The following is a 24,133-nucleotide window of genomic DNA, read 5'->3' on the forward strand; positions in this document are numbered from 1 at the left end:
TTTGTTAAATTTTTCTCTGCAATACTACCCAACGATTATCCCGAAAACGCATCTGTGAGAGGAAATCGGTCTCATATGCTTCTCTATACTCATTATGACTTAAGTCATTTTCTGGCGTTAGCACAAAAACTATCTTTATAAAATGCTACTTTTGCACCGTGAAAATGCTTATTTCAAGATTTTTGTTAATCATCTACCTCTTTTCAGCAACAGAATTCAGCCAGTTGTTGAAACTGCCAGTACTTGTGATGCATTTTCAAGAACATCAACAAAAGAACCCCTCCATCTCTTTCGCTCAATTTCTGCACCATCACTACGCCGTTAATCACAAAGATGATGGAGACTCCAACAGAGACCGTCAGTTACCCTTCCAATCACACGATAACTGTAGTTCGTTTCAAGTTCCTTTTTACTTGTTTCTAACTTTTACGCCTTTATCACCAAGCATTACGATTATCAAAGAAGAAAATCCTTCTTATTACACCTCTGCACACATTTTGGCCGCTCACCTTTCTACCATTTGGCAGCCACCTCGATTCATTTAATGAAACATTTTTGAGATGTATGTCTCCTTATTTATCCTTCATCAAGTGCGATGAGGGTGTTCTGTTGTTTCCTTAAATTCTATTTTTATGTTAAATTCAATCATTGAGTTTTCCGTCAGGAATAAGCTCATCATCGGGCTATTTGTCCTAACCCTCCTCGGCTACGGCACTTATGAAGTCACTAAACTACCCATCGACGCCGTCCCTGATATTACCAACAATCAGGTTCAAGTCATTACCATTGCTCCGTCTTTTGGGGCTACCGACATCGAACGCCTCGTTACATTTCCCATCGAACAAGCCAACAGCAACATATCGGGAATGCAGGAAATCCGAAGTTTTTCCCGATTTGGGTTGTCGCTTGTTACCATTGTTTTTGACGACGCAACCGATATTTACTGGGCACGCCAACAGGTAGCCGAGCGTTTGCAAAAAGTGCAATCCGTTATTCCACAGGGTGTTGGTGTGCCTGAATTGGGCCCCGTTACGACGGGTTTGGGTGAAATTTATCAATACGTGGTGCGTCCCAAAGACGGCTACGAAGGCAAATACAACGAAACCGACCTGCGCACCATTCAGGATTGGATTGTGCGTCGGCAACTGTTGGGGGTAAAAGGCGTGGCCGAAGTCAGCAGTTTTGGCGGAAAACTCAAACAGTATTCTATCGAGGTGGACCCTGCCAAATTACAGGCCAACAACATTACCATCAACGACGTTTTCAAAGCCCTCGAAAACAACAACCAAAACACGGGCGGCTCGTATATCGAAAAAGCCTCCACCGTTTTGTACATCCGTAGTGAAGGCTTGGTCGGTGGCATGGACGACATCAAAAACATTTCCATCAAAAGCCTCAGCGGCGGAACGCCCCTGTTTATCGGCGACGTGGCCGACGTAAAAATCGGCTTTGCGACTCGTTTCGGGGCCATGACCTACAACGACCAAGGCGAAGTAGCGGGTGCGGTGGTGATGATGCTCAAAGGGGCAAACAGCAGCGAGGTCATCAAATTGGTAAAAGAGCGCATTGCCCAAATTCAGAAAACCCTGCCCGAAGGCGTGGTCATTGAGCCGTTTTTGGACAGAACCAAAATGGTGAATAATGCCATTGGCACCGTAGAAAAAAACCTCTTGGAAGGGGCGTTGATTGTCATTTTTGTGTTGGTGCTGTTTTTGGGAAATTTCCGAGCAGGGCTTTTGGTGGCATCGGTGATTCCGTTGGCGATGTTGTTTGCCATTATTATGATGAACCTCTTCGGCGTCAGCGGCAATTTGATGAGCTTAGGGGCGCTGGATTTTGGATTGATTGTGGATGGGGCCGTAATTATTGTCGAAGCCGTAATGCACCAACTATCTCACAATAAGAAATTTAGCGGCATTGCGCAACTCAGTCAGCCGCAGATGGATGCCGAGGTAAATCAATCAGCGGGTAAGATGATGAACAGTGCCGTGTTTGGTCAAATCATCATTTTGGTGGTGTATTTGCCCATTTTTACCCTGCAAGGTATCGAAGGGAAAATGTTCAAACCTATGGCGCAGACGGTGGCGTTTGCGTTGTTGGGGGCGTTTATCCTGTCGCTTACCTACATCCCGATGATGAGTTCGGTGTTTCTGAGTAAGAAAATCAAACACGACCTTAACTTCTCGGACCGACTCATGGCTAAGGTGGAAAATGCGTATCAAAACGCGCTCAACAAAGTCGTTGATTTTCCCAAAACGGTCTTAATCGCCACCATTTCCCTATTTGTTTTTGCACTTTTTGTTTTTTCAACCCTGGGCGGCGAATTCATTCCAGCCCTCGAAGAAGGTGATTTTGCGGTGGACACACGGGTGCTGACGGGAAGTAACTTAACGACGACGATTGCCAATACCCAAAAAGCAGCACATATTCTCAAAAGCCGTTTTCCTGAAGTAGAAAAAGTGGTGACAAAAATAGGCAGCGGCGAAGTCCCGACCGACCCCATGCCCATGGAAGCCAGCGATATGATGGTGATTTTGAAGGACAAAAGCGAATGGACTTCGGCCAAAACCTTTAACGAATTGGCCGAAAAAATGGGAACAGCTTTGGCCGAAATCCCGGGCGTAACGGCAGGTTTCCAGTACCCCGTTCAGATGCGTTTCAATGAGTTGATGACGGGGGCGCGGCAAGATGTGGTTTGTAAGATTTTTGGGGAAGATTTGGATACCTTGGCGGCTTATGCCCATAAACTGGGCGGTCTCATCAACACCGTGGAAGGGGCAAAAAACCTGTATGTAGAGGCGGTATCGGGAATGCCACAAATCATTATTCAGTACAACCGAAATGCCATTGCCCAATACAATCTCAACATTGCCGACATCAACCGGGTGGTCAATACGGCTTTTGCGGGGCAAAGCAGCGGAATGGTTTTTGAAGGTGAAAAACGCTTTGATTTGGTGGTGCGCCTCGGCGGTGAACAAAAAAAGGACGTGACCGCCGTTCAAAACCTGTTGATTCCCACGCCACAAGGCACACAAATTCCGCTGTATCAACTGGCGGATGTTCAAATCAAGGAAGGCCCCAATCAAATCCAACGCGAAGATGCCAAACGTAGAATTGTGGTGGGCTTCAACGTTCGCGGTCGGGATGTTCAAACGATTGTGACCGAGTTGCAAGCCAAAGTAGATAAACAAATTCGCTTTCCCGCGGGCTATTACGTGACCTACGGCGGGGCATTTGAAAACCTCAACGCGGCCAAAGAACGCCTGATGATTGCCGTGCCCGTGTCGTTGATATTGATATTTTTATTGCTCTTTTTTGCCTTCAATTCGGTCAAACAAGGCTTGCTGATTTACTCGGCTATTCCGCTGTCGGCCATTGGCGGTATTCTGTTTTTGGCGATGCGTGGAATGCCGTTTAGCATCAGCGCGGGGGTAGGATTTATTGCGCTGTTTGGCGTGGCGGTTTTGAACGGCATTGTGCTGATTGCAGAATTTAATCGTCTCAAAGCGAGTGGGTTGAATGATACAAAAAGTATTGTTTTGAACGGTACAAAAGTGCGCCTTCGTCCCGTTTTGATGACGGCTTTTGTGGCCTCTTTGGGCTTTTTGCCCATGGCCATCAGCAACGGCGCAGGGGCCGAAGTGCAGCGCCCCTTGGCCACGGTCGTGATTGGCGGTCTGCTCATTGCTACATTTCTAACGCTGTTTGTGCTGCCCGTTTTGTACATGGTTTTTGAAAAAGTGGGTGTTAAATCTTCCAAAATAACAACGGCAGCAACGCTTCTGCTTTTGGCATTTCCTTTTTTGGGAAGACCTGCACAAGCTCAAATGCCCATCACCTTGCAGGCGGCCATTGATACAGCCCTGAAAAACAACCTGTTAGTAAAAAATGAAAAACTAATTTCGACCTATCAACAGGCATTGCTCAAAACGGCCAAAAATTTACCGCAGGCCACCGCCACCGCCGAAATCGGACAGATCAACAGTGCGTACGTGGACTCAAAAATCGGCATCGGGCAGGCGTTCACTTTTCCGAAAGTTTATACCACCCAAAAAAATCTGTTGAACGAAGAATGGAAACGAAGCCTTTTGGCGGTCAACGTTCGGGAAGGGTTGTTGAAAAAACAGGTGACACAGGTTTTTTACGGGCTACTTTATTTACAGCAAAAGCGGCAATTACTGCAATTTGCCGACACGCTTTACACCGATTTTTTCAAAAGAGCCGAATTACGTCTGTCGAAAGGCGAAAGCAACGTGCTGGAAAAAGCCACTGCCGAAACCCAGTTGGGACAAATTACGACGCAACTGAATCAGCTTTTGCAGGATATTGACATGCTGCAATTACAGTTTCAGTTGTTGCTCAATACTTCCACCACTTTCACCCCTTCTGCCAATAACTTTAAACTCGCCCGAACGGCCACTGAATTGTCGTTAAGCGAACACCCCTTCATGCAATTATTAAAACAACAGCAAGCTATCGCCGCCGCTAATGTTGAGGTCGAAAAGGCACGATTGCTACCCAATCTTTCGGTGATGTACAACAACGGCAGCATTCGGGGCGTGGGGGCCGACAATAAAACCTATTCGGGTATCCACCGATTCCAGTCGGTGCAGTTGGGGGTGGGAATTCCCATTTTTACGGCGGCACAAAAAGCCCAAATCAACAGTGCCAAAGTGCTGCAACTCGTGGCCGAAAGCAATTATTCGGTGGGGTTGCAATCGCTGGACACAGAGCACAAAACGGCTCAGAATCAGTACGATAAATTCGCCCAAACGGTCGCTTATTTTGAAAACACGGCCTTGGACAATGCCCGTTTGATTACGACTACGGCCAACCAGCAGTTGTTTGCGGGAAACATCAATTACCTCGAATGGGTGCAATTGGTGAACCAAGCCACTACCGTGAGAAACGACTACGTAGAGGCCGTTCGCAACCTGAACGAGGCCGTTATTCAACTCAATTATTTCAACAACAAATAGACAATCACCATGAAAAATACACTCATATTCATCGCAGCCCTTGGCATATTGACCGCCTGCGGCAGCAAAACGACCGAAGAACAAACGGCTACTGCGCCAACCAACGAAAACGCTGTAAAACTCACCGAAATTCAAATCAAAAACGCGGGAATTGTGACGGGCAGTTTAAAGCAAATGCAAATCTCGTCGGTGCTAAAAGTCAATGGAAAGATAGAAGTGCCGCCCCAAAACGTGGTTTCCATCAGTGTTCCGCTGGGCGGCTATTTGAAAAATACGGATTTGTTGGTGGGGATGAACGTACGCAAAGGACAATTGTTGGCCGTGATGGAAGACCAACAATACATCCAATTGCAGCAGGATTATTTGACAGCCAAATCCAGAATCAATTTCTTAGAAAACGAGTACCTGCGCCAAAAAGACCTCAACCAAAGCAAAGCCAGCAGCGACAAGGTCTATCAACAATCGGAAGCCGAATTCAGAGGGCAGCGGGTATTGTTGAGTGCGTTGGCCGAAAAATTGAAATTGGCAGGCATAAATCCAACGAAATTGACCGAAGACAATATTTCGAGAACGGTAAGCATTTATTCGCCCATCAGCGGTTACGTTTCTAAAATCAACAGCAACATTGGCAAGTACGTCTCACCCACCGAAGTGATGTTTGAACTCATCAATCCGACCGATATTCACTTGGCGTTGAAGGTGTTTGAAAAAGACGTGGATAAACTTTTTATTGGGCAAAAAATCCTAACTTTTACCAACAGTCGTCCCGATAAAAAGTATGTTTCGGAAATCATCATGATTGGAAAAGACCTCACTGCCGACCGAGCCACGGAAGTGCAATGTCATTTTAAAAACTACGACAAAGCCCTCATTCCCGGTACATACATGAACGCCGAAGTAGAAGTCAAAAACAACAGCGCCTACGTACTGCCCGAAGACGCCATTGTGCGCTACGAGGGCAAGCACTATGCTTTTATCAAGAAAGCTGCCAATGAATTTGAAATAAAAGAAGTGCAAATCGGCAACACCGAAAATGGCTTTACGGAGCTACTTAATCTCGATAAAACCAACCAAACCTTTGTGGTAAAAGGGGCGTATGCCTTGCTGATGAGCCTTAAAAATAAGTCGGAAGAGTAGTTAAATCCAACTTACTGTCCGTTGGATTTTGCACAAATCGGTGCAAAATCCAACTATATTTTATGGGTCACCCCACCCTTTTGAGCCTTTTATCATCTTGTGGGAGATAGGCGGATTGAGAACAATATTCATTCTTAAATACCGACTCCTATGATAAAAATAAGACTCTCCGAATAGATGATATGTTCATTTGATTTATCACTAAACCTTATAATATTTTGCCGGAAAGTCAGCTCATAAAAGCCTGTTTGCGAGGAGAATCATTTGCTTATGAACGCCTCTATCAACAGTATGCCCCCAAGATGATGGTGGTATGCAAACGGTATGTGAGTGATTACGAAGACGCCAAAGACCTTCTGCAAGAGGGGTTTATGAAAGTTTTTCAGGAATTGCACCGCTTCCGCAATGAGGGTTCGTTTGAAGGTTGGATACGACGCATAATGGTCAATGTTTCACTTGAACATTATAAAAAGAATGTCAAGCTAGGTCATCACTTGGATGACATTTCCGTGTTGAACGACCATTCCCAACCCATTGCCGACGAAGATATTGAAAGCCAGCTTTCAGCCGACGAATTATTACTTTTGGTACAAAGCTTGCCCCCATCCTATCGGATGGTGTTCAATTTATACGTTTTTGAGGGATTTAAACACCAGGAAATCGCTAAGCAATTGGGCATTGGCGAAGGCACCTCTAAATCAAACTTGCAAGATGCCCGCCGACTGCTACAGAAGAAGATTTTGATGATGAACAGAGAAGCTAAAACCCGTTCGATATGAGCGAGCAAGAACCACACAAACTAGACGAAACCTTTCGTTCGATGATTGAACGGATGTCGTTCGAGCCACCCACAACCAATTTGGATACCATGCGGGCCAATGTGCTCCAAATACAGTTGGGCCGACTCCAAACAGAAAATGGCTGGCTTAAAGCCGCCTTGGGCATAGTCATGCTGCTGTTGGGCAGTACGGGCTATGTATTGCTAAAAGGAAACGCCCCCGCACGGCCAGAGTCGGTAGTCCAGCAGACCCTAAAAGTCAAACAAACTGACACCGTTTATATTACCCGAACGGAGCGGGTTTACATTCGGGTGCCCATTCCTGAATCCATCGACGACGGCCCTGATTTAGCTCAAAATAATTACGAAAAACCTGAAAATCAACTTAATACCGACAAAAATATCAAAATTTTACCGCATGAAGAAACTGCTACTTTACATCCTAAAATCGGAATCCATAAAAATAGGGCATTCGATTCAAAAAATATTGTTGAAAATAATGGAGCTGACAACCGTAAACGCAGCATTTTCAATAACCAACCCCTCGCCCAAAATCTAAATCGCCGAAAACAGGCTGGCAAAGTTGAATCTTACGGCCAAAATTTAACAGACAACAAAGCGCTAATCGGGGATAGCATACTTTCCACAGACGGCTTAACAAATACCGCCGAGGAGTTGAATGAAGGGAAACCCGACTTACTTAATCTTGATTTTTTAGAGGCGTTGAATTATTCAATTGTACCGCATCTGAGCATCCCTAAAATTCACTATACGCTAAAAAATCAATCAACTGCAAAACCTAAAAAACCTCATCAGCCTTTCAGTGAGCGGCTTTCGTTATCGGCCTATTATGCCCCAGAGCTCAATAAACTTAATTTAAGAAGAGACAATATTGATGCTTTTGAGTTTGGTCACGAAAATATTACAAGCACCCAAGTGGCTGGTATACGTGTTGGCATTAAACTATCCAGCAACCTAAGCCTGTTAACGGGGCTAGAACACCAAACCATACGCTTTGAACATTCAGGACTGAATAAAGAAACCTTGATTGCCCAGGATATAAACGGTCAGCCCACATTTTTCAAAAAAACGGTCTTTGGCATTGCCCAAATCCCTGGAGATTTCTACACTTCCAACCCAGCGGTAGGCAGTAGCGTAGTCCTTGAAAGTGACGAAGATAATTTTGTGCAATTTTTACGCATTCCGTTGGCATTCAGTTATGACTTTTACCGTCAGAAGCTGCACTGGTTTGAGCAAAGAAACACCAATTTAAAACTCTACACCCTTGTTGGTGGTTATTGGGCCACCCCCACAAAACAGCAAATGAAAGTAGAAATTTATGAACCAGACGGCCACGATTTTTATACAACACTTACCCATTTCCAAAATACAAGTGCACATTTTGGGTTGAATGTTGGGTTAGGAGCAGAAATACGTTATGGCCGAAATTGGAGTGTATTTGGAGAACCCTACTATCAAACCAGCATTAAAAGTATGGTTCAAAATTTGCCTCTTCGGACATTTATCGGCGGATTTGGATGCCATTTTGGGCTAAAATATCAAATGAAGAAATAAGAAATTACCATCTTTTAAAAGTGCCGAACAACGATGTTCGGCACTTTTTTTTGTGGGTCACCCCACCTTTTCTTCAAAATTCCCCTCTTACTGACGAAAACATGCAATCCCACGTAACCAGAATTTTAAAATGATTGACCAAGAAAAAATCAACCGCAATGCATTTTTGAAGAATTTAGGATTAAAAGGGGCCGCCCTCATGGCTGTCTATTGTGCTGGAAATAGCCTCACAAGTTGCCAAAATGATTCAGCCGTAACTCCCTTAGGGGCCGATATTATACTTGACCTAACCGACAGCAAATACTCCGCCCTTAAAGCCAATAATGGCTATGTGGTCCTTCCCGCCCAAAATGTAGTGGTAGCTCGTACGGGTACCAACACTTACGTAGCCGTAACGCTCATCTGTAGCCACGAACAAAAGCGCGAAATCACCTATAGATCAGGGGAGTTTTATTGCACTGCTCACGGAGCCCGTTTCGACAACGCAGGAAAAGGACTGAACACTGAAGGTAAAAAGGGGCTGACGGTTTATACCACCTCACTCAATGGCACCACACTTACGGTAAAAGCCGCTTAACTATCATGCAGGCATTCAGTCTGACACTTCTCTAACGCCTTAAAATGAAAAAATACCCACTTTTTCTACTGATTAGCTTTGTTGCGATTGTTGCACACGCCCAAGACGATTTGTTGGACGAACTCAATAAAATTCAAAAGCCGGTTGTTAACTATGCCTCGGCTACGTTCAAGTCAAGCCGTATCGTATCGGGGCATTCGATAGAAACCGTCGCGGCTAAGCACCTTGACTTCAGAATCTCACACCGATTCGGTGCATTGAATTCGGGGTATCAAGAGTTGTTTGGTCTGGATCAATCTCAAATTCGGTTAGGATTTGAATTTGGCCTTACTGACCGCCTGACCGTTGGCGTTGGACGCAACAGCTACCAAAAAACCTATGATTATTATGCCAAGTACAAACTGTTGCGGCAAGCCTCAGGAGCCAAGGTAATGCCCGTCACCGTGGCATTGTTGGCGGCGGCCTACACCAATACAATGCCCTCTCAGCCAAATGCCCGTTTTTTTAACAATTTAGAACGCCAAACTTATTGTGGGCAATTGTTAATTGCCCGAAAATTTGGGGAGCGGGTTTCGTTGCAGCTTACTCCTTCGATACTGCACCGCAACAAAGTAGAAACCGAAAACGACGCCAATACTCTGTATAGCTTGGGCATGGGCGGCCGCTTCAAATTGACGCGCCGTACGTCGTTCAACATTGAATATTACTACACTCCTACCTCGGCTGGTGAAATTTCCCTACGTGACCCACAGTTTAAAAATGCCCTTTCCATCGGCTTCGACATCGAAACGGGCGGCCACGTATTCCAACTTCATTTCACAAACTCCAAGGGAATGACCGAAAAATACCTCATCGGCCAAACCGAAGGAATGTGGCAAAACGGTGATATCTTCTACGGATTCAATGTATCAAGGGTCTTCAGTTTTGATAAAAGCGCCAAGAAAACACACAAATAATCTTACTCCAAAAATCAAACAATCATGAAAGCACGATTGGTTATTCCATTGATTATCATACACTTTATTGCTTTTCAGGCAAAATCTCAGTTGTTTATGACGCAGGGGGGCGAAACGAGTTTTTTTTCCGAAACTCCTTTAGAGAATATTTCTGCTCTCAATAAACAGGTGGAGGCAATTATCAACACTTCGACCTCGGAAGTGGCCGTGAGAATTCAGAATGTAGCGTTTCACTTTCCCAATAAGCTCATGGAAGAGCACTTCAATGAAAATTACATGGAATCTGAAAAATATCCCAATTCGACGTTTAAAGGGAAGATTCAAGAAGTGATTGATTTCAAAAAAGAAGGGGTATATGATGTATCTGCCAAGGGCATTTTAGAGATGCACGGGGTAAAACAAGAACGAGTCATTAAGGGGAAATTAACGGTTGGAAAAGAGCAATTAACCTTTGTCGGTAACTTCGACGTAAAACTGGCTGACCATAAAATAGAAATTCCGACGCTGGTGATGGCCAAAATCGCCGAGTCGCTGACCGTCAAAAACCATTTTGTCTTTACCAAAAAAAAATAAAGCCATGAAACCACTTAAATTTCTCCTCTTTATTGGCATTATCGGGGTGCTTGTTTCCTGCCTTTACGAAAAACCCACCCCCGAAACCACTTCAACCACTACCCCCGACCCGACCAATCCCTCAAATGGTACAAATACTGCTACGGGTATCTCCCTGACCTGCACGATTGTGCCAAACACGACGGAAGGTGACCAAGTATGTTTTAATACCCAAATCCTTCCGCTGATTGTGAGCAATTGCGCCACCAGCGGCTGCCATGATGCCAAAAGTAAGGAAGACGGGTATGAATTAACGAGCTATAAAACCATCACGAGCAAAGGCATCAATACCACTAAGCCCCTCAGCAGCAAGCTATACCAAGTAATGATTGATACAGGAAAAGACCGAATGCCCCCTTCTGCGCCTCTCTCCAAAGCCCAAACCGACTTGTTTCTTAAATGGATTCAACAAGGCGCTAAGGAAACAATTTGCAATGTAAGCGTGGATACGGCCAATGTAAGCTTTTCAAAATCAGTGAAGCCCATGTTGGACACCTATTGTGTGGGTTGCCACAAAACAGGTGCTGCCTCAGGGAGTGTACTATTAGACAGTTATAATAACGTAAAAATTTACGTTGACAACCAACGACTTTTTGGCACAATGAGCTCGCAACAAGGCTACTCACCCATGCCCCCGACTGGAAAATTGACGGATTGCCAGTTGTTGGTGATTCAAAAATGGATTTTGCAAGGGGCAAAGAATGACTAGAGTGTTTTAGATTCCTCTTTATCCACATTCAAAATTATCTACAAATTTCCTTTCCGCATTTCCTTCACGGCATAGTCAACCGCCCGAGCCGTCAGGGCCATGTAGGTAAGGGATGGATTTTGGGTGGCGGTTGAAGTCATACAACCGCCGTCGGTCACGAATACATTTTTGCAGGCGTGCATCTGATTCCATTTATTGAGCATTGAGGTTTTGGGGTCTTTGCCCATCCGTATACCGCCCATTTCGTGGTTTTCGTTGCCTGGCACGCGTTTCGTGTCCATCGTTTTGATATTGGTGAAGCCTGCTTTGGTGAACATTTCGGTAAATTGCTCGTAAAAATCCTTCACCATTTTCATGTCGTTGTCATCAAAATCGACCGACATACGCAACTGCGGAATTCCCCAATCGTCTTTCAGATTCGGGTCGAGGCGTACATGATTGCTTTCTTTGGTCAACACCTCCCCCATCATATTGGCTCCGATGCTCCAACCTTCTTCGGAAGGTCTGGACAGTTGGTCTTTGAGTTCCTCCCCAAACAACCCATCGGTCGGAACACCGATTTTTGATGAGCCCATCGAAGCGGCATACCCCCGCAAAAAGTCCGTCTCTTGTTTATAGACATTCCTAAAACGCGGTACATAAGCACCGTTGGGCCGTTTGCCTTCGGTGGTGGTATCGTGAAAACCGTCGTACTCGGCCGAAACGCGTCCACGGTAATTGTGAAACCCGATGTATTTTCCTAATACCCCGCTGTCGTTGCCGAAACCATTAGGAAAACGATTGGAGGTAGAATTTAGTAAAATCAGATTGGAATTAAGTGCGGAGGCATTCAGAAAGATGATTTTGGCGTAGTATTCGGTCATCTCCTTCGTGTTGGCATCTATCACACGTACTCCCGTTGCCCGTTGTTTTTGTTCATCATAAATGATTGAATGCACCACCGAATGCGTTTTCAGGGTCATTTTGCCCGTCCGCTCCGCCCACGGCAACGTAGACGCATTGGTGCTAAAATACCCACCGTACGGGCAACCACGCTCACAAAGCACCCGGTGTTGGCACTTGGCTCGGCCTTGTTGGTAGTGAATAGGCTTGGGGTCGGTGAGATTGGCCGTACGGCCGATGATGATATGACGGTCGGTGTAGTTTTTGGCTACCTGCTGACTGAAGTGTTTTTCAACGCAACTCATTTCGTGCGGCGTCAAAAACTCTCCGTCGGGTAAGTTAGGCAACCCGTCTTTGTTGCCCGAAATACCCGCGAATTTTTCAACGTAGCTGTACCAAGGTGCAATGTCAGCGTAACGAATGGGCCAATCAACCGCAAAACCGTCACGTGCGGGGCCTTCAAAATCAAAATCCGACCAGCGCTGTGTTTGCCTCGCCCACAAAAGCGAGCGTCCTCCCACTTGGTAGCCGCGCATCCACGAAAAAGGTTTCTCCTGCACAAACGGATGCTCGAAATCTTTCACCACAAAGTGCAGCGTTGGCTCTTTGAAAATATAGTGTCCACTCGAAGCAGGGCTTTTTTGTTTTAACTCCAACGGGACCTCCCCTAAATGCGGAAATTCCCACGGGTTTTTCATCGCCGTTGGATAATCCGCAATGTGCTTTACATCTCGCCCTCGCTCCAATACCAGCGTGCGTAAGCCTTTTCCAGTCAGCTCTTTAGCGGCCCAGCCACCGCTGATACCCGTGCCAATGACGATGGCGTCAAAACGGTCCGTCGCACGGCGATTCGTCGCACCGGTGCGTTCTTTGATGGAATCTATGTTAAAGTAACTCATGTGGATTCATAGCACCTCGGCGGTGGACCTCCGAAGGTAAAGTTAAGTGGGTTAGGTTCTACACTATAAAAAAGTCGGGTCTATTTTGACTTACTGTCTATTGAACAAAAATAACGGTCTTTTTGCTTTCCTTTTAAAAATTCTTAGAAAGAACCCCCACCCCTGAGGCCTCCTTCATTTTCATCCTGTTTTTCTAACCAACAATATCCTCAAAAACATCCATTCATCAAGCCCCTTTTCCGTTGGTTATAATCCCTTTGGCAAGTTTCAGCAGCACCCCTACATTTGACCCATCAAAACAGCCAAGAATAACCAACAAAGCATTAAAATACTGAAATAGCCATGGAAACAAACAGATTATATCGCATTGCCAATCAATCAGTTATCGGGGGAGTTGCCGCTGGGATGGCGCATCATTTCGGGATAGACCGGGCACTGGTTCGCATCCTGTTTGTGCTGGCGTTCTTCTTTACCGCAGGCTTTCCCACCGTCATGATTTACATCATTTTGTGGGCAGTACTGCCGACCGCCATTAAAGAATCAACGGATACGAGCGTGATTCGTATCTAGGGGTTGAAGTGAAACAGTGTTTGCAAATGAATGCCGACTTTGGAGAGGGTCGGCATTTTTTTTGTGCCAAGGGATGCTCACATCCCGAGCCAAAAGCGGGTTTGAGAACTCGCCCCCACTACTGTTTCTCCTGTTCAATCAATGTCTGCACCCAACGAAAGCCCACAAAGGCCGCCAGCATACATCCAATAATAACACCCCAAAGGGCATAATAGCCATAAGTGGCGGCGATTTGCCCACCCAACACTGGGGCCGCAACCTGCGCAATGGCGTAGCACATAGAGTATAATGCCGAATATTGTCCCCGATTTTGGGGCGTAGAGCGCTCCATCGTGAAAGAGTTCATAAATGGCATGGCCAACATTTCGCTGAGGGTAATGGTAATTACGGCAAGGGGCAAAATCCACACAAAACCCTGAAAAACAATGAAGAGTAAATAGCTAAGTCCGCAAAAAAGCACCCCCCAACTGATAAAGGTAAGTTTAGGACGTAACGGCTCAATGTAGTAAATCAAAATCATTTCAAACGCTGCCACCAACAGTCCGTTTGAGCCGAGCAGTAAACCAATGTAAAATTCGTTGACGTGGAGTTCTGTTTTCCAAAATACGGGTACAATGCTAAAAAACTGCATAAACCCGATGGCAAACAAAATCGTAAACACCACAAATCGCATATAAATACCATCCCGAAAAGCAGATTGTGCTGGCACGACAACCGCATCTTTATCGTATTCTGCACCGTGGGTTTTGTCCCGATTTTTAACCAATACGGCCAGTACCACTGCCGCCGAAATATTGGTAATACCATCGGCAATGAATAAATATTTGTAGCCAATCGTTGCAAAAAAACCACCCAACGCCGGCCCGATGGCCCAACCGATATTGATGGCCAGACGGTTGATGGCATACGCCCGCGTGCGATTTTCGGGGGTGCTGTAAAACGCTATGGAAGTAGAATTTGCGGGCCGAAAAGCTTCACCTACCAGACTCAAACAAAACGTAGAAATACACAAAGTGGGCAACGTACGCATTTGCATCAGCACAAAAAACATCAAGCCGCCCAATGCCAAACTTGCCATTTGGACGTAGTAATGCCCTACTTTATCGGTCAGTTTACCGCCAAAATACGTCCCCAATATCCCACCAGCACCCGCACAACTCACTACCAAACCGGCATTGGGCAAACTGAAATGGAGTGCCTGCGTCAGGTACACGCTCATGAAGGGAATCACCATCGTACCCGAACGATTGATGAACATCACAAAGGCCAGAAGCCAGATTTCGCGGGAGATGCCGCCGTACGCATTTCGATAAAGAGTGGCTGTTTTCTGTAACATAATGCGGCAAAGTTAACAGTCAGCCCGTTTAAAACCGACCGACCGTTAAAAATCTGTTGCTGCTGCCCTGTTTGGTGTTATCACCAAACCGTAAAAATGCAAAGTCGATTAGCGAAGGGATGTTGGTAAAAAACACCAACATCGGCATGAAAAAACACTTTAGTTTAGTTTACGTCCAACTTTTTTCTTTTTCACCGTAAGTACCTATTTTGGCAGTGTCATTAAACAAAATCCATGCGTTATGAAAACGGCTCTATTTCTTTCTCTGATTCTCCTTTTGTCCTGTAACGTTATTGCACAAGTAACCCTCTCTCCTAACGCAGCAAACAAAGTAGATGTATCGGGGGCCATTCGTTCTTCCACTTTGTCAGGCTCCAATCAACGTCCTGTAGTTGCTACACCCGACGGGGTACTTATCCCCCTTTCTCCTGACTCAGTTTCTTATCTCAGCATTCCTCCCTCTGCTTTTCGCCCCTCTTCGAGCAGCGTGTTTTACAGCATAGGCAATTTCAACAGTGTTTATTTAGGCTCAGGGGCAAATGCTGACCTGTCTGCTCCTGTCTATCTTCCGCACCGAGCAAGAATCAAAGAAATCAAAGCCTGTTATTATGATAATAACGCTGATAATAATTTAAATATGATATTGTGGCAATACAATCCGCAGACACTCACGGGCAATGGATATTATTCTCTCACTACTTCGGGTCAATCTGGCACCGTAAGATGTGGTACTTTTAACAATTTCAATCCTGTGGAGAAACCCTACCATACGATTGACAACAAAAACTCATACTATGCCTTGGAAGTGAGAGCAGCACCGCTTACTTGGACAGGCATCGACATGGGTATTATCAGCGTTCACATTACGTATTTTCCTTACTGATTAATTTTCTGTAATTGTTCGACAGTTCAAAACCGTCCGACAATTACAGCGCTCAGTCTACAATGAAACGCCTCGTTTCCAAGGGATAAAATCATCTTGGGCCAAGCGTTGGGCGTGGGTAAGTTTGCCGCTGGCTACTTGGATAATTTCTTCCAACAACGCATCGGCATTCTGGGCAATGGTTTGTTCTCCCGTCACGACGGGACCGCAGTCAAAATCTATCACATCCGACATTTTTTGGGCCAAAGTAGAGTTGGTTGCCACTTTCATGACAGGACAAATCGGATTGCCCGTCGGCGTTCCCAAACCAGTTGTAAACAGAATCACCGTGGCACCGGCGGCTGTTTTACCAGTAGTGGCTTCAACGTCATTGCCGGGCGTGCAAACGAGTTGGAGGCCTTTTTCGGATGATATTTCAGTATAATTGGTTACGTCCTGAATCGGAGCCGAGCCACCTTTTTTGGCCGCACCCGCTGATTTGATGGCGTCGGTGATGAGTCCGTCTTTGATATTGCCCGGCGAAGGATTGAACGCAAAAGCCGACCCGACCGCATCGGCCTTGCCCGAATAATCGCGCATGAGCCGCTCAAACTTGGCCGCCTTTTCTTCCGTAACACAACGGTTTAACAATTCCTGCTCTACGCCGTGCAGTTCAGGGAACTCAGCCAGTAAGGTTTTTCCTCCAAGGGCTACCAAAATATCCGAGACTTGCCCTAAAACGGGATTAGCCGAAATGCCCGAGAAACCGTCCGAGCCGCCGCATTTTAAGCCCACGACCAGCTCGGTAATGGGCACCTCTTCGCGCTCGTATTTGTCAGCTTTTATCAAGCCCAAAAACGTCTGCTTGATGGCCATCGACATCATTTGCGCTTCCGTACCCTGCTGTTGTTCAAAAATGTACAACGGTTTATCAAAATGAGGGCTGCGCTTATGAATTTCGTCCATCAGAATCTTCTCTTCGGAGTTTTGACAACCCAAACTCAACACCGTAATTCCGGCCACATTGGGGTGAACAGCATACGATGCAAACAACGAGCATAGGGTATGCGCATCCTGCCGCGTACCGCCACAGCCGCCTTCGTGCGTGAGAAATTTGATGCCATCGACGTTTTTGAAAGGTCTTTTCGTCATGCCAGAGGCTTCTGTACTTGGAGCAGCAACGCTAACAAAAGGTTCTAGTTTCTTGATGACATCCATTTGCCCGTTTTGGTACAAGTGCAAAAGCTCCCGTACTTGGTCGCGGTACAGGTCGGGTTGAGCATAGCCCAGTTCACGCTCAAAAGCATCTTTCAGGGTCAATACATTTCGGTTTTCGCAAAATACCAATGGTATTACCAACCAATAATTATACGTCCCCACCTTACCATCCGAGCGACGGTAGCCTTTAAACGTTCTACCTATCCACTTGCTTACGTCAGGCGGCGTCCAGCTGTAGGGTTGGCGCTTGGCCGTGCTGTACGGCTCAGAATCATGCTTTAAATTATAAGTAGTAACTGGCTCACCCCGCTTGATGGGTTGCGAAGCACGACCCACCAACACACCATACATCATGACGGCATCGCCGATGGCTAGGTCGTGGGTCACAAATTTATGTTTGGCATAAACGGTATACGGCAATACGTAGCTTTCTCCCTCAAAATCAACCACTTCCCCCGCAGACAAATCGCGCAGGGCTACAATAACGTTATCATTTGAATTTACTTTTAAGACTTTATGTAACATACCAATTAAGTTATGGGAAAAAGCGATAAATCTCTTTTCGGGGCAAAATTCGGGCAAATACGAGTACATCGCCTTCTAAATAAAGGCCAATGCGGTATTCTCCTATCCTGATTCTGTAGGCATTTTTATAACCCGAAAGTTTTTTGAGATTGGGGATATTTTGAAGTGTTTTGGCTTCTCTGACTGACAATACCACGTCTTGAAGCAATAACCTTAGGGCTTCAGGCAACTTTTTGGCATCTCTCAAATAGGCATTCTCATAGTCGTATTTCATACTGTTATTTCTGAAAAAGCCATTTTTCAAAGTCTTCTTTCTCTTTCTCAGTAGCTCGCCCCTCTTTCTTTCCCTCCTCCATTGCCAAATACAGGGCAGTATCCTCTTCTTCTTCCGTAAGCTCGCGTTGCTTTATTTCAATATCCAATGCTTTAAGTACACTCATCAAAGCCTTCTTTTGTTTTGGAGTTACCTGTATGTCCAGCATAAGGCGTTGTTTTCGGAGAGTTGCTGTTGCAGCCATTGCCTTTTGTTTTTTTGGTAAATTTAGAGAGATTATGATTTCTATCAAAAGCGATTCAGCGTTTTGTGTTTACTTTTGCGCTACCAATCTTGATTAAGATTCCCATAATCTCAAATCCAATCAACCACAATAATGGAATACCGTATCGAAAAAGACACCATGGGCAAAGTAGAAGTACCAGCCCATGTGTATTGGGGCGCACAGACCCAGCGCTCTATCATGAATTTCCCGATTGCGCAAGATATTAACAAAATGCCCAAAGAAATCATTCGGGCGTTTGCCTATCTCAAAAAAGCCGCCGCCATCACCAACTTTGAGGCAGGCATTCTTCCCGAAGACAAGAAAAACCTGATTGCCCAAGTATGCGACGAAATTTTGGATGGCAAACTCAACGACCAATTTCCGTTGGTGGTGTGGCAAACTGGCTCCGGAACCCAGTCAAACATGAACTGTAATGAGGTGATTGCCTACCGTGCGCACGTCATCAATGGTGGGTCGCTTTTGGATGAAAAGAAATACCTAAACCCCAACGACGACGTCAACAAATCGCAATCTTCAAATGACACCTTCCCGACGGCGATGCACATTGCGGCGTATCAGATTCTGACTGAGGTAACCATTCCCGGCATCGAAAAACTCCGTGATACGCTCCAAGCCAAGTCGGAAGCCTTCAAAGACGTGGTAAAAATCGGTCGCACCCACTTTATGGATGCTACGCCGCTGACACTCGGTCAGGAATTTTCGGGCTATGTTTCGCAATTGAATCACGGACTTCGCGCCATTAAAAACACCTTGGCGCACCTTTCAGAATTGGCACTGGGCGGTACGGCCGTAGGTACAGGAATCAACACGCCCAAAGGCTATTCGGAAAATGTAGCAGCGCACATTGCTGCTTTGACGGGCTTACCTTTTATCACGGCTGAAAATAAATTTGAAGCACTCGCCGCCCACGATGCCATCGTTGAAGCCCACGGTGCGCTCAAAACAGTGGCCGTAAGTTTGATGAAAATTGCCAACGACATCCGGATGTTGTCGTCAGGCCCGCGCGCGGGTATCGGCGAAATTCACATTCCCGACAACGAACCAGGCAGCTCTATCATGCCGGGCAAAGTAAACCCTACGCAGTGCGAAGCCATGACCATGGTGGCTTGTCAGGTGATGGGCAACGATGTTGCTATCAACATTGGCGGCTCCAACGGTCATTTTGAATTGAATGTATTTAAGCCAGTAATGATTTATAACTTCCTGCACTCAGCGCGTTTGATTGGTGATGTATGCGTGGCGTTTAACGACCATTGCGCAGTTGGTATCGAGCCATTGACCGAAAATATCCGCAAGCACGTCAACAATTCGTTGATGTTGGTAACGGCCCTTAACCCCAAAATCGGGTATTACAACGCCGCCGCCATTGCCCAAGACGCACACAAACGCGGTATTACGCTCAAACAGGCTTCTCTCGAATTTGAACTCAAAGGCTTAGATTTCACGCACATGACCGAAGAGCAATTCGACGCGTGGGTACGCCCCGAAGATATGGTGGGAGGTTTGAAGTAAATGCTTATTTAGAACCGAGAAACGTTAAATGTAAAACCGAGAAATATAAAAGCTCGGTTTTACAACCTAAGGAAGTCGGCTACCAACGTAGCCGACTTTTTTTGTTTTAGCAGTCGCTCGGCTCTGACGACGCGGCGGCCTGAGCCATGACGCCTATTCACACGCCTCTGGACTTACAGTAATTTACCTTGATGATGTACGGTTTTAAATGACCTGCCGCTTGCCTCGCATCCTTTTCATTATTTTTTTGGTGGGGATGATGGCCCATCTGAACGTTCTTGAATATCGACGATTGGTAGGGTATTTGCGGTTGGGCGTGAGGTTGTTGAAAACAAGCGCCACCGCCAGAAGTATAAACACTCCCGAAGCCACGGGCGTTAGCACAAACCAATAACCAAGGTCTTTTATTTTTTCAGAACCAATGACGGCTATCAATGCCGTAGCACCACCCGGCGGATGCAGCGTCTTGGTGATTTGCATACTGATAATGGACAACCCTACCGCCAATGGGGCGGTAAGCCAGATAATATTAGGGAAAAGTTGGTAAATGGTCACACCCAGCAGCGCAGAAATAAGATGCCCTCCCACGAGATTACGGGGTTGGGCCAACGGACTTTGGATGGCACCGAAAATGAGTACAGCAGACGCTCCAAACGAGCCAATCAAGAACAAATTGTCAGTTTCGGAAAGGGCGCTTTGTAGAAAGGCAATCAATCCTACCCCCAAAAAAGCACCTACAAATGACCAAAAATTCTCTACCGAATCAACGAGCGTTTCTTTATAAACGATGTACTTGGCTATCCTGTAGCCTCTTCTAATTTTTGACTTTACCATTTTTGGAATACAGCTTCTCGCGCGCCTCTCGGTGTGTGGAATAGGGCAGATACGCGATTTGTACTACAAATATCCAAAAGTTATACCGTATTTTCAGCGTTTTTTGATAGGAAAGATACGTAAAAACAAAGGAGGCTTTTCTCCGCATACAGGCCGTCGTCCCGCTCCAAGTGGTAAACCTACCGCCTCAGGGTTATAGAACCGCACTTGAGTTTTTCTTTTTGGAAAGTAGACACGTAACAAAATAGCTTTGTGTAAACAATACAAGTTTTTAGTACTAATGCTATGAACGTCTTCGGAAACCTCGCACTTCTGTTAGCCCTTATTGGGTATTTTAGCCTTGCATCTATGGCGGGCAAACCCACCCCAGGCGGGGACTACGGCGTAGGGCACGCGTTTGCACTGCTATTTGCGTACGCCGCCGTGGCCGTGGGCATCAGCATCGCCACCGCCATTGTCTTATGGAAAGGGGGCTTTGACTGGGTAACCGAAAAAACCACTTTACGCAACACATTCGTGATTTCGGGTTTAATTGCGCTGTTGATTTTCAGCTTTTTTGCCGCAATGATCAACGGCGGCGGCGCACCTTGGGTCATGCGGATTTTAGGAAAACATACCATTGTTTGGGCCTTGCCCCCGTTGTTGTTGGCAGGTTTTGTATTGGTCAATACTTCACTCCAAACCCTCGTACCCGCTGTGATTTGGCAATGGACACTGAAAGGCGTCGTGCTGATAAGCGCGGTAAGTTGCGTTTTGATGTTGGGCGAATGGCTCTTCAATATCCCGATTGCAGCAGCACAACATGCCGAAATGAGAGACGCAGAAGACGCGCGCCGTCAACAAGAATTTTTGGACCAAATTGAAAAGAATAACCCCAAGACTGAAATGGTCTTGATTCTGGTTTTTACCACCAAGTACCAAGACAAAGCCGTGCGAGAGGCCGCCCTTGCCAAAATAAAATCAAACCCTGAATGGCAGCAATATCTCGTTAGTCGTTTGGAAACACCGTGGGCAGGTGAGGTTTTTCCTTTTTTGGCCGACAATGACGTTGAAGACCGACGGCTTTTTGCCGAGCCTATCAAGGCAGGTATTTTGAAGATGGCCGAAAAATTTAAGGACTCTATGGAGCGCACCCACACTTTCTATGACGGTCAGTTTTATTCCGAAACGCAATCCATCCTGCAAACCATCGCCAAATTTCAAGACTTAGGCATCGACTACGCACCTGCCGTACGAAAACTACGAAAGGCGCTGGATACCCCGCTGAAAAGCTACCAGCAAGCGGCCAATTTAAGATGTATTCCCGTGTTAGACAGCTGGTTAAAAAAACATGAAAAAGAGAAATAGCCCTACCATCCCAGACACCGAGCGCTTTGCCGATAGAGGCGTTGCTTTGGGAGATCTCGCCACTCACTTTGTAGTCCATTGCCCCAAATGTCAGGGAAAAGCACAAATCAACCCCACCAAAGAGCCCGCTTCAAAAGCAGACTTTCGACTCATTTGCCCTGATTGTTTCCACGTCGAGAGCACAGGCCATTGGTATGGGGCCGCAACCGCACACGTTTCGGTCAAATGCCGGGAATGTTACCAACCGCTGAGCCGCTCGGCTCCGTGGAATGGGATTTGGAAAAAACTCGCCATGCACTGTACGCACTGCGGCGACAACTGCGAGTACGAAGCAAGTATCTCATACGGGTATTTTCACGAAAGCCGGATGACCGACCCCATCTTCGGCCTGCCGTTGTGGTTGCAAAAAGACTTTCGCGGTGAGTTGCTTTGGGCCTACAATTACGAACACCTAGAAATGCTCCGGGAATACATTACCGCAAAACTGCGCGAACGGGGTATTGACCCACGAAACACCATTCGTAAAAACAGCTCGATGGTCAGCCGGTTGCCGATGTTTATCAAAAAAGCATCCCATCGGGAGGAGCTTTTGAAATTGATTGCGACAATGCAATGAACTTTCGGCCAGTGGTACCTTCTCTATTTCTTTACACCAAAATAAGAAAAATACAGACCTTTTGTTGGTTCAGAATAACTCACCGACAACACTTTGGAAGTTACTTCTTTGTCTTTCGTATCGTCATACCAGCGGTCGTCCTGATAGCTGCCTATTTTGGTTTGTCCGTAGTATAGCTCAAACCCTTTTGTGGTGGTTTGGGCGGTAACCCCTTCCAGTTTTTGGGTTGATTGCTGAGGAATGTAGTTGGTCCTCAACAAGTTGAATGTGCCGTCACTTTTTTTGGTTATTTGTAGACTTGGCAGCTGATTGTCGTCCGTAATAGCAATGCAGAGCGGGTCCAAAAAAGCATTGGTACGGTAGATGCCTTCCAGTACGTTGGGGTCTTGGCTGATTTCGTCTTTGTTACAGCTCCAAAAGATACAGAGCGCAAGCAGAAAAATGGAGAGCTTTTTCATAGCAACAGTTGGATGATGGTTTTGTACAAAGACGCTCACTCATTCTCAATGGTTGGAATGAAAAACCAACTTCCCAACACTCCTACATGCCAAGAGCGCCCAAGGAATCTATCCCTAGGCGCTCTTGGTATATTTACTTGATTTACAAACTATACGTCGCAGATAAGGACGCATTTTTTGAGGGATTCCAACATTCCCGCTTTGTCTTTGGCTTTAGGCACAAATTCTTGTCCGATGTAGCCTTTGTAGCCCGTGGCAACGATGGCTTTCACGATAGCTGGGTAATAAATTTCTTGGGTTTCATCAATCTCATTACGCCCCGGATGTCCTCCCGTATGGTAGTGGCTGATGTATTTTCCATAACGCTGGATATTGCGAATATGGTCACCGCTCATGCTTTGCATGTGGTAAATATCGTACAGCATCTTGAATTTTTCGGAACCAACCATTTCACAAAGTACCGCACCCCACTCAATATTATCGCATTGATAATCAGGGTGGCTGGCGCGCGAACTCAGCAATTCCATGGTGAGAGTTACGCCGTATTTTTCGGCCAAGGGTATCAATCGTTTAATGCCTTTTTGGCAATTGAGCAAGCCCTGATAGTCACCCAAACCGTTGCGATTGCCCGAAAAGCAAATGACGTTGGTCACACCCGCCGCTTGTGCCTGCGGCAGCAACTCTTCGTAACATTTATAGATGGCATCATGGTTTTTGGGATTGTTGAGGAAGCTCGTGAGTCCTGTTTTTTCAGGCCAAGGATCGGCCCAGCCCATGGCGGAAGTGAGTCCGTATTTTTTCATTATTTCCCATTCCTTCGGGCCAGTGAGCTCTATGGACTCAATGCCCATGTCTTTGGAGGCTTGGCAAAGCTCCTCAAACGGAATAGAGGCATAGCACCAACGGCTGACGGAATGTTTGATATTACCTTTTAGTTTAAGCGGTTCGGCGGCCATGGCTTCATTCGTTAAAGCGGTAGATAAGGTTGCCGCCGACGCACCAAGCGTTTTGATGGCATCGCGGCGTGAAAGAGTTGGTTTCATTGGAGATATTATTTTTCTGTTTTAACAAAGGCACAACTTACTTATTTATAATGATTTTTGAAATTGTTCTTTCAATCCCAAAACAAGGAGGTTCCAAATAAAGACAGCCACCTACGCGAATAGATGGCTGTCTTTTTATTCAAATTAT

The 24,133-nt window shown here is 46.0% G+C and carries 22 protein-coding genes; 14 read left to right on the plus strand and 8 right to left on the minus strand.

The window, feature by feature from the left end:
• Window positions 1-248 precede the first annotated feature (248 nt).
• The 9 genes from NCI00_RS03585 (at window position 249) to NCI00_RS03625 (ending at window position 11,323) form a co-directional block, all read left to right on the plus strand.
• Window positions 249-545, plus strand: coding sequence for a hypothetical protein (locus NCI00_RS03585; RefSeq protein ID WP_253525085.1), 297 nt, complete (start codon window positions 249-251; stop codon window positions 543-545).
• 87 nt (window positions 546-632) lie between these two features.
• The gene (locus NCI00_RS03590) at window positions 633-4,979 is read left to right on the plus strand and encodes a CusA/CzcA family heavy metal efflux RND transporter (protein WP_253525087.1); all 4,347 of its coding nucleotides are present in this window, start codon (window positions 633-635) and stop codon (window positions 4,977-4,979) included.
• A 9-nt stretch (window positions 4,980-4,988) separates the two neighbouring features.
• On the plus strand, window positions 4,989-6,116 hold the full coding sequence (locus NCI00_RS03595; RefSeq protein WP_253525089.1) for an efflux RND transporter periplasmic adaptor subunit: 1,128 nt from the start codon (window positions 4,989-4,991) through the stop codon (window positions 6,114-6,116).
• 218 nt (window positions 6,117-6,334) lie between these two features.
• Window positions 6,335-6,895 (plus strand): RNA polymerase sigma factor, encoded by a 561-nt coding sequence (locus tag NCI00_RS03600; protein WP_253525091.1) that lies wholly within the window; start codon window positions 6,335-6,337, stop codon window positions 6,893-6,895.
• Window positions 6,892-8,469: a putative outer membrane beta-barrel protein gene (locus NCI00_RS03605; protein ID WP_253525093.1), complete on the plus strand. Its 1,578-nt coding sequence runs from the start codon at window positions 6,892-6,894 to the stop codon at window positions 8,467-8,469. Before NCI00_RS03600 ends, NCI00_RS03605 begins: the two co-directional genes overlap by 4 nt.
• Window positions 8,470-8,599: 130 nt before the next feature.
• Window positions 8,600-9,046: a QcrA and Rieske domain-containing protein gene (locus NCI00_RS03610; RefSeq protein WP_253525095.1), complete on the plus strand. Its 447-nt coding sequence runs from the start codon at window positions 8,600-8,602 to the stop codon at window positions 9,044-9,046.
• A gap of 44 nt (window positions 9,047-9,090) precedes the next feature.
• The gene (locus NCI00_RS03615; protein ID WP_253525097.1) at window positions 9,091-10,002 is read left to right on the plus strand and encodes a DUF5777 family beta-barrel protein; all 912 of its coding nucleotides are present in this window, start codon (window positions 9,091-9,093) and stop codon (window positions 10,000-10,002) included.
• Window positions 10,003-10,026: 24 nt separating this feature from the next.
• On the plus strand, window positions 10,027-10,575 hold the full coding sequence (locus tag NCI00_RS03620; RefSeq protein WP_253525099.1) for a YceI family protein: 549 nt from the start codon (window positions 10,027-10,029) through the stop codon (window positions 10,573-10,575).
• A gap of 4 nt (window positions 10,576-10,579) precedes the next feature.
• Complete coding sequence (locus NCI00_RS03625; RefSeq protein ID WP_253525101.1) at window positions 10,580-11,323, plus strand: hypothetical protein; 744 nt, start codon at window positions 10,580-10,582, stop codon at window positions 11,321-11,323.
• A gap of 38 nt (window positions 11,324-11,361) precedes the next feature.
• Here NCI00_RS03625 and NCI00_RS03630 read toward each other — a convergent pair whose 3' ends face one another.
• Window positions 11,362-13,104 (minus strand): GMC oxidoreductase, encoded by a 1,743-nt coding sequence (locus NCI00_RS03630; RefSeq protein WP_253525104.1) that lies wholly within the window; start codon window positions 13,102-13,104, stop codon window positions 11,362-11,364.
• Between the two features lie 342 nt (window positions 13,105-13,446).
• Between NCI00_RS03630 and NCI00_RS03635 the strand changes: the two genes are divergently transcribed.
• Entirely contained in the window at window positions 13,447-13,674 is a 228-nt protein-coding gene (locus NCI00_RS03635; RefSeq protein WP_166557162.1) for a PspC domain-containing protein, read from the plus strand.
• A 118-nt stretch (window positions 13,675-13,792) separates the two neighbouring features.
• Here NCI00_RS03635 and NCI00_RS03640 read toward each other — a convergent pair whose 3' ends face one another.
• Window positions 13,793-15,010, minus strand: coding sequence for an MDR family MFS transporter (locus NCI00_RS03640; RefSeq protein WP_253525106.1), 1,218 nt, complete (start codon window positions 15,008-15,010; stop codon window positions 13,793-13,795).
• Window positions 15,011-15,251: 241 nt separating this feature from the next.
• Here NCI00_RS03640 and NCI00_RS03645 point away from each other — a divergent pair, with 241 nt between their 5' ends.
• Window positions 15,252-15,893: a hypothetical protein gene (locus NCI00_RS03645; protein ID WP_253525108.1), complete on the plus strand. Its 642-nt coding sequence runs from the start codon at window positions 15,252-15,254 to the stop codon at window positions 15,891-15,893.
• A gap of 57 nt (window positions 15,894-15,950) precedes the next feature.
• Here the strand turns inward: NCI00_RS03645 and NCI00_RS03650 are convergent, their stop codons facing one another.
• From NCI00_RS03650 to NCI00_RS03660, 3 genes are read right to left on the minus strand one after another with little or no spacing between them, the layout of a single operon-like run.
• Window positions 15,951-17,615, minus strand: coding sequence for a UxaA family hydrolase (locus NCI00_RS03650; protein WP_253525110.1), 1,665 nt, complete (start codon window positions 17,613-17,615; stop codon window positions 15,951-15,953).
• Window positions 17,616-17,625: 10 nt separating this feature from the next.
• Window positions 17,626-17,889: a type II toxin-antitoxin system RelE family toxin gene (locus NCI00_RS03655; RefSeq protein WP_166557158.1), complete on the minus strand. Its 264-nt coding sequence runs from the start codon at window positions 17,887-17,889 to the stop codon at window positions 17,626-17,628.
• A gap of 4 nt (window positions 17,890-17,893) precedes the next feature.
• Window positions 17,894-18,181, minus strand: a complete 288-nt coding sequence (locus tag NCI00_RS03660) for a hypothetical protein (protein ID WP_253525113.1) — start codon at window positions 18,179-18,181, stop codon at window positions 17,894-17,896.
• Between the two features lie 84 nt (window positions 18,182-18,265).
• On the opposite strand from NCI00_RS03660, the gene fumC reads away from it, so the two are divergent.
• Window positions 18,266-19,687, plus strand: coding sequence for a class II fumarate hydratase (gene fumC / locus NCI00_RS03665; RefSeq protein WP_253525115.1), 1,422 nt, complete (start codon window positions 18,266-18,268; stop codon window positions 19,685-19,687).
• A gap of 204 nt (window positions 19,688-19,891) precedes the next feature.
• Here the strand turns inward: fumC and NCI00_RS03670 are convergent, their stop codons facing one another.
• Window positions 19,892-20,521, minus strand: coding sequence for an HPP family protein (locus NCI00_RS03670; RefSeq protein ID WP_253525117.1), 630 nt, complete (start codon window positions 20,519-20,521; stop codon window positions 19,892-19,894).
• A 285-nt stretch (window positions 20,522-20,806) separates the two neighbouring features.
• Here NCI00_RS03670 and NCI00_RS03675 point away from each other — a divergent pair, with 285 nt between their 5' ends.
• The gene (locus NCI00_RS03675; RefSeq protein WP_253525119.1) at window positions 20,807-21,868 is read left to right on the plus strand and encodes a hypothetical protein; all 1,062 of its coding nucleotides are present in this window, start codon (window positions 20,807-20,809) and stop codon (window positions 21,866-21,868) included.
• On the plus strand, window positions 21,852-22,484 hold the full coding sequence (locus NCI00_RS03680; RefSeq protein ID WP_253525121.1) for a hypothetical protein: 633 nt from the start codon (window positions 21,852-21,854) through the stop codon (window positions 22,482-22,484). Before NCI00_RS03675 ends, NCI00_RS03680 begins: the two co-directional genes overlap by 17 nt.
• 23 nt (window positions 22,485-22,507) lie before the next feature.
• Here the strand turns inward: NCI00_RS03680 and NCI00_RS03685 are convergent, their stop codons facing one another.
• On the minus strand, window positions 22,508-22,942 hold the full coding sequence (locus tag NCI00_RS03685) for a hypothetical protein (protein ID WP_253525123.1): 435 nt from the start codon (window positions 22,940-22,942) through the stop codon (window positions 22,508-22,510).
• A 149-nt stretch (window positions 22,943-23,091) separates the two neighbouring features.
• On the minus strand, window positions 23,092-23,985 hold the full coding sequence (locus tag NCI00_RS03690; RefSeq protein WP_253525127.1) for a hydroxypyruvate isomerase family protein: 894 nt from the start codon (window positions 23,983-23,985) through the stop codon (window positions 23,092-23,094).
• Between the last annotated feature and the right edge of the window lie 148 nt (window positions 23,986-24,133).

The organism is Runella salmonicolor (assembly GCF_024158025.1).
Lineage (GTDB): Bacteria > Bacteroidota > Bacteroidia > Cytophagales > Spirosomataceae > Runella > Runella salmonicolor.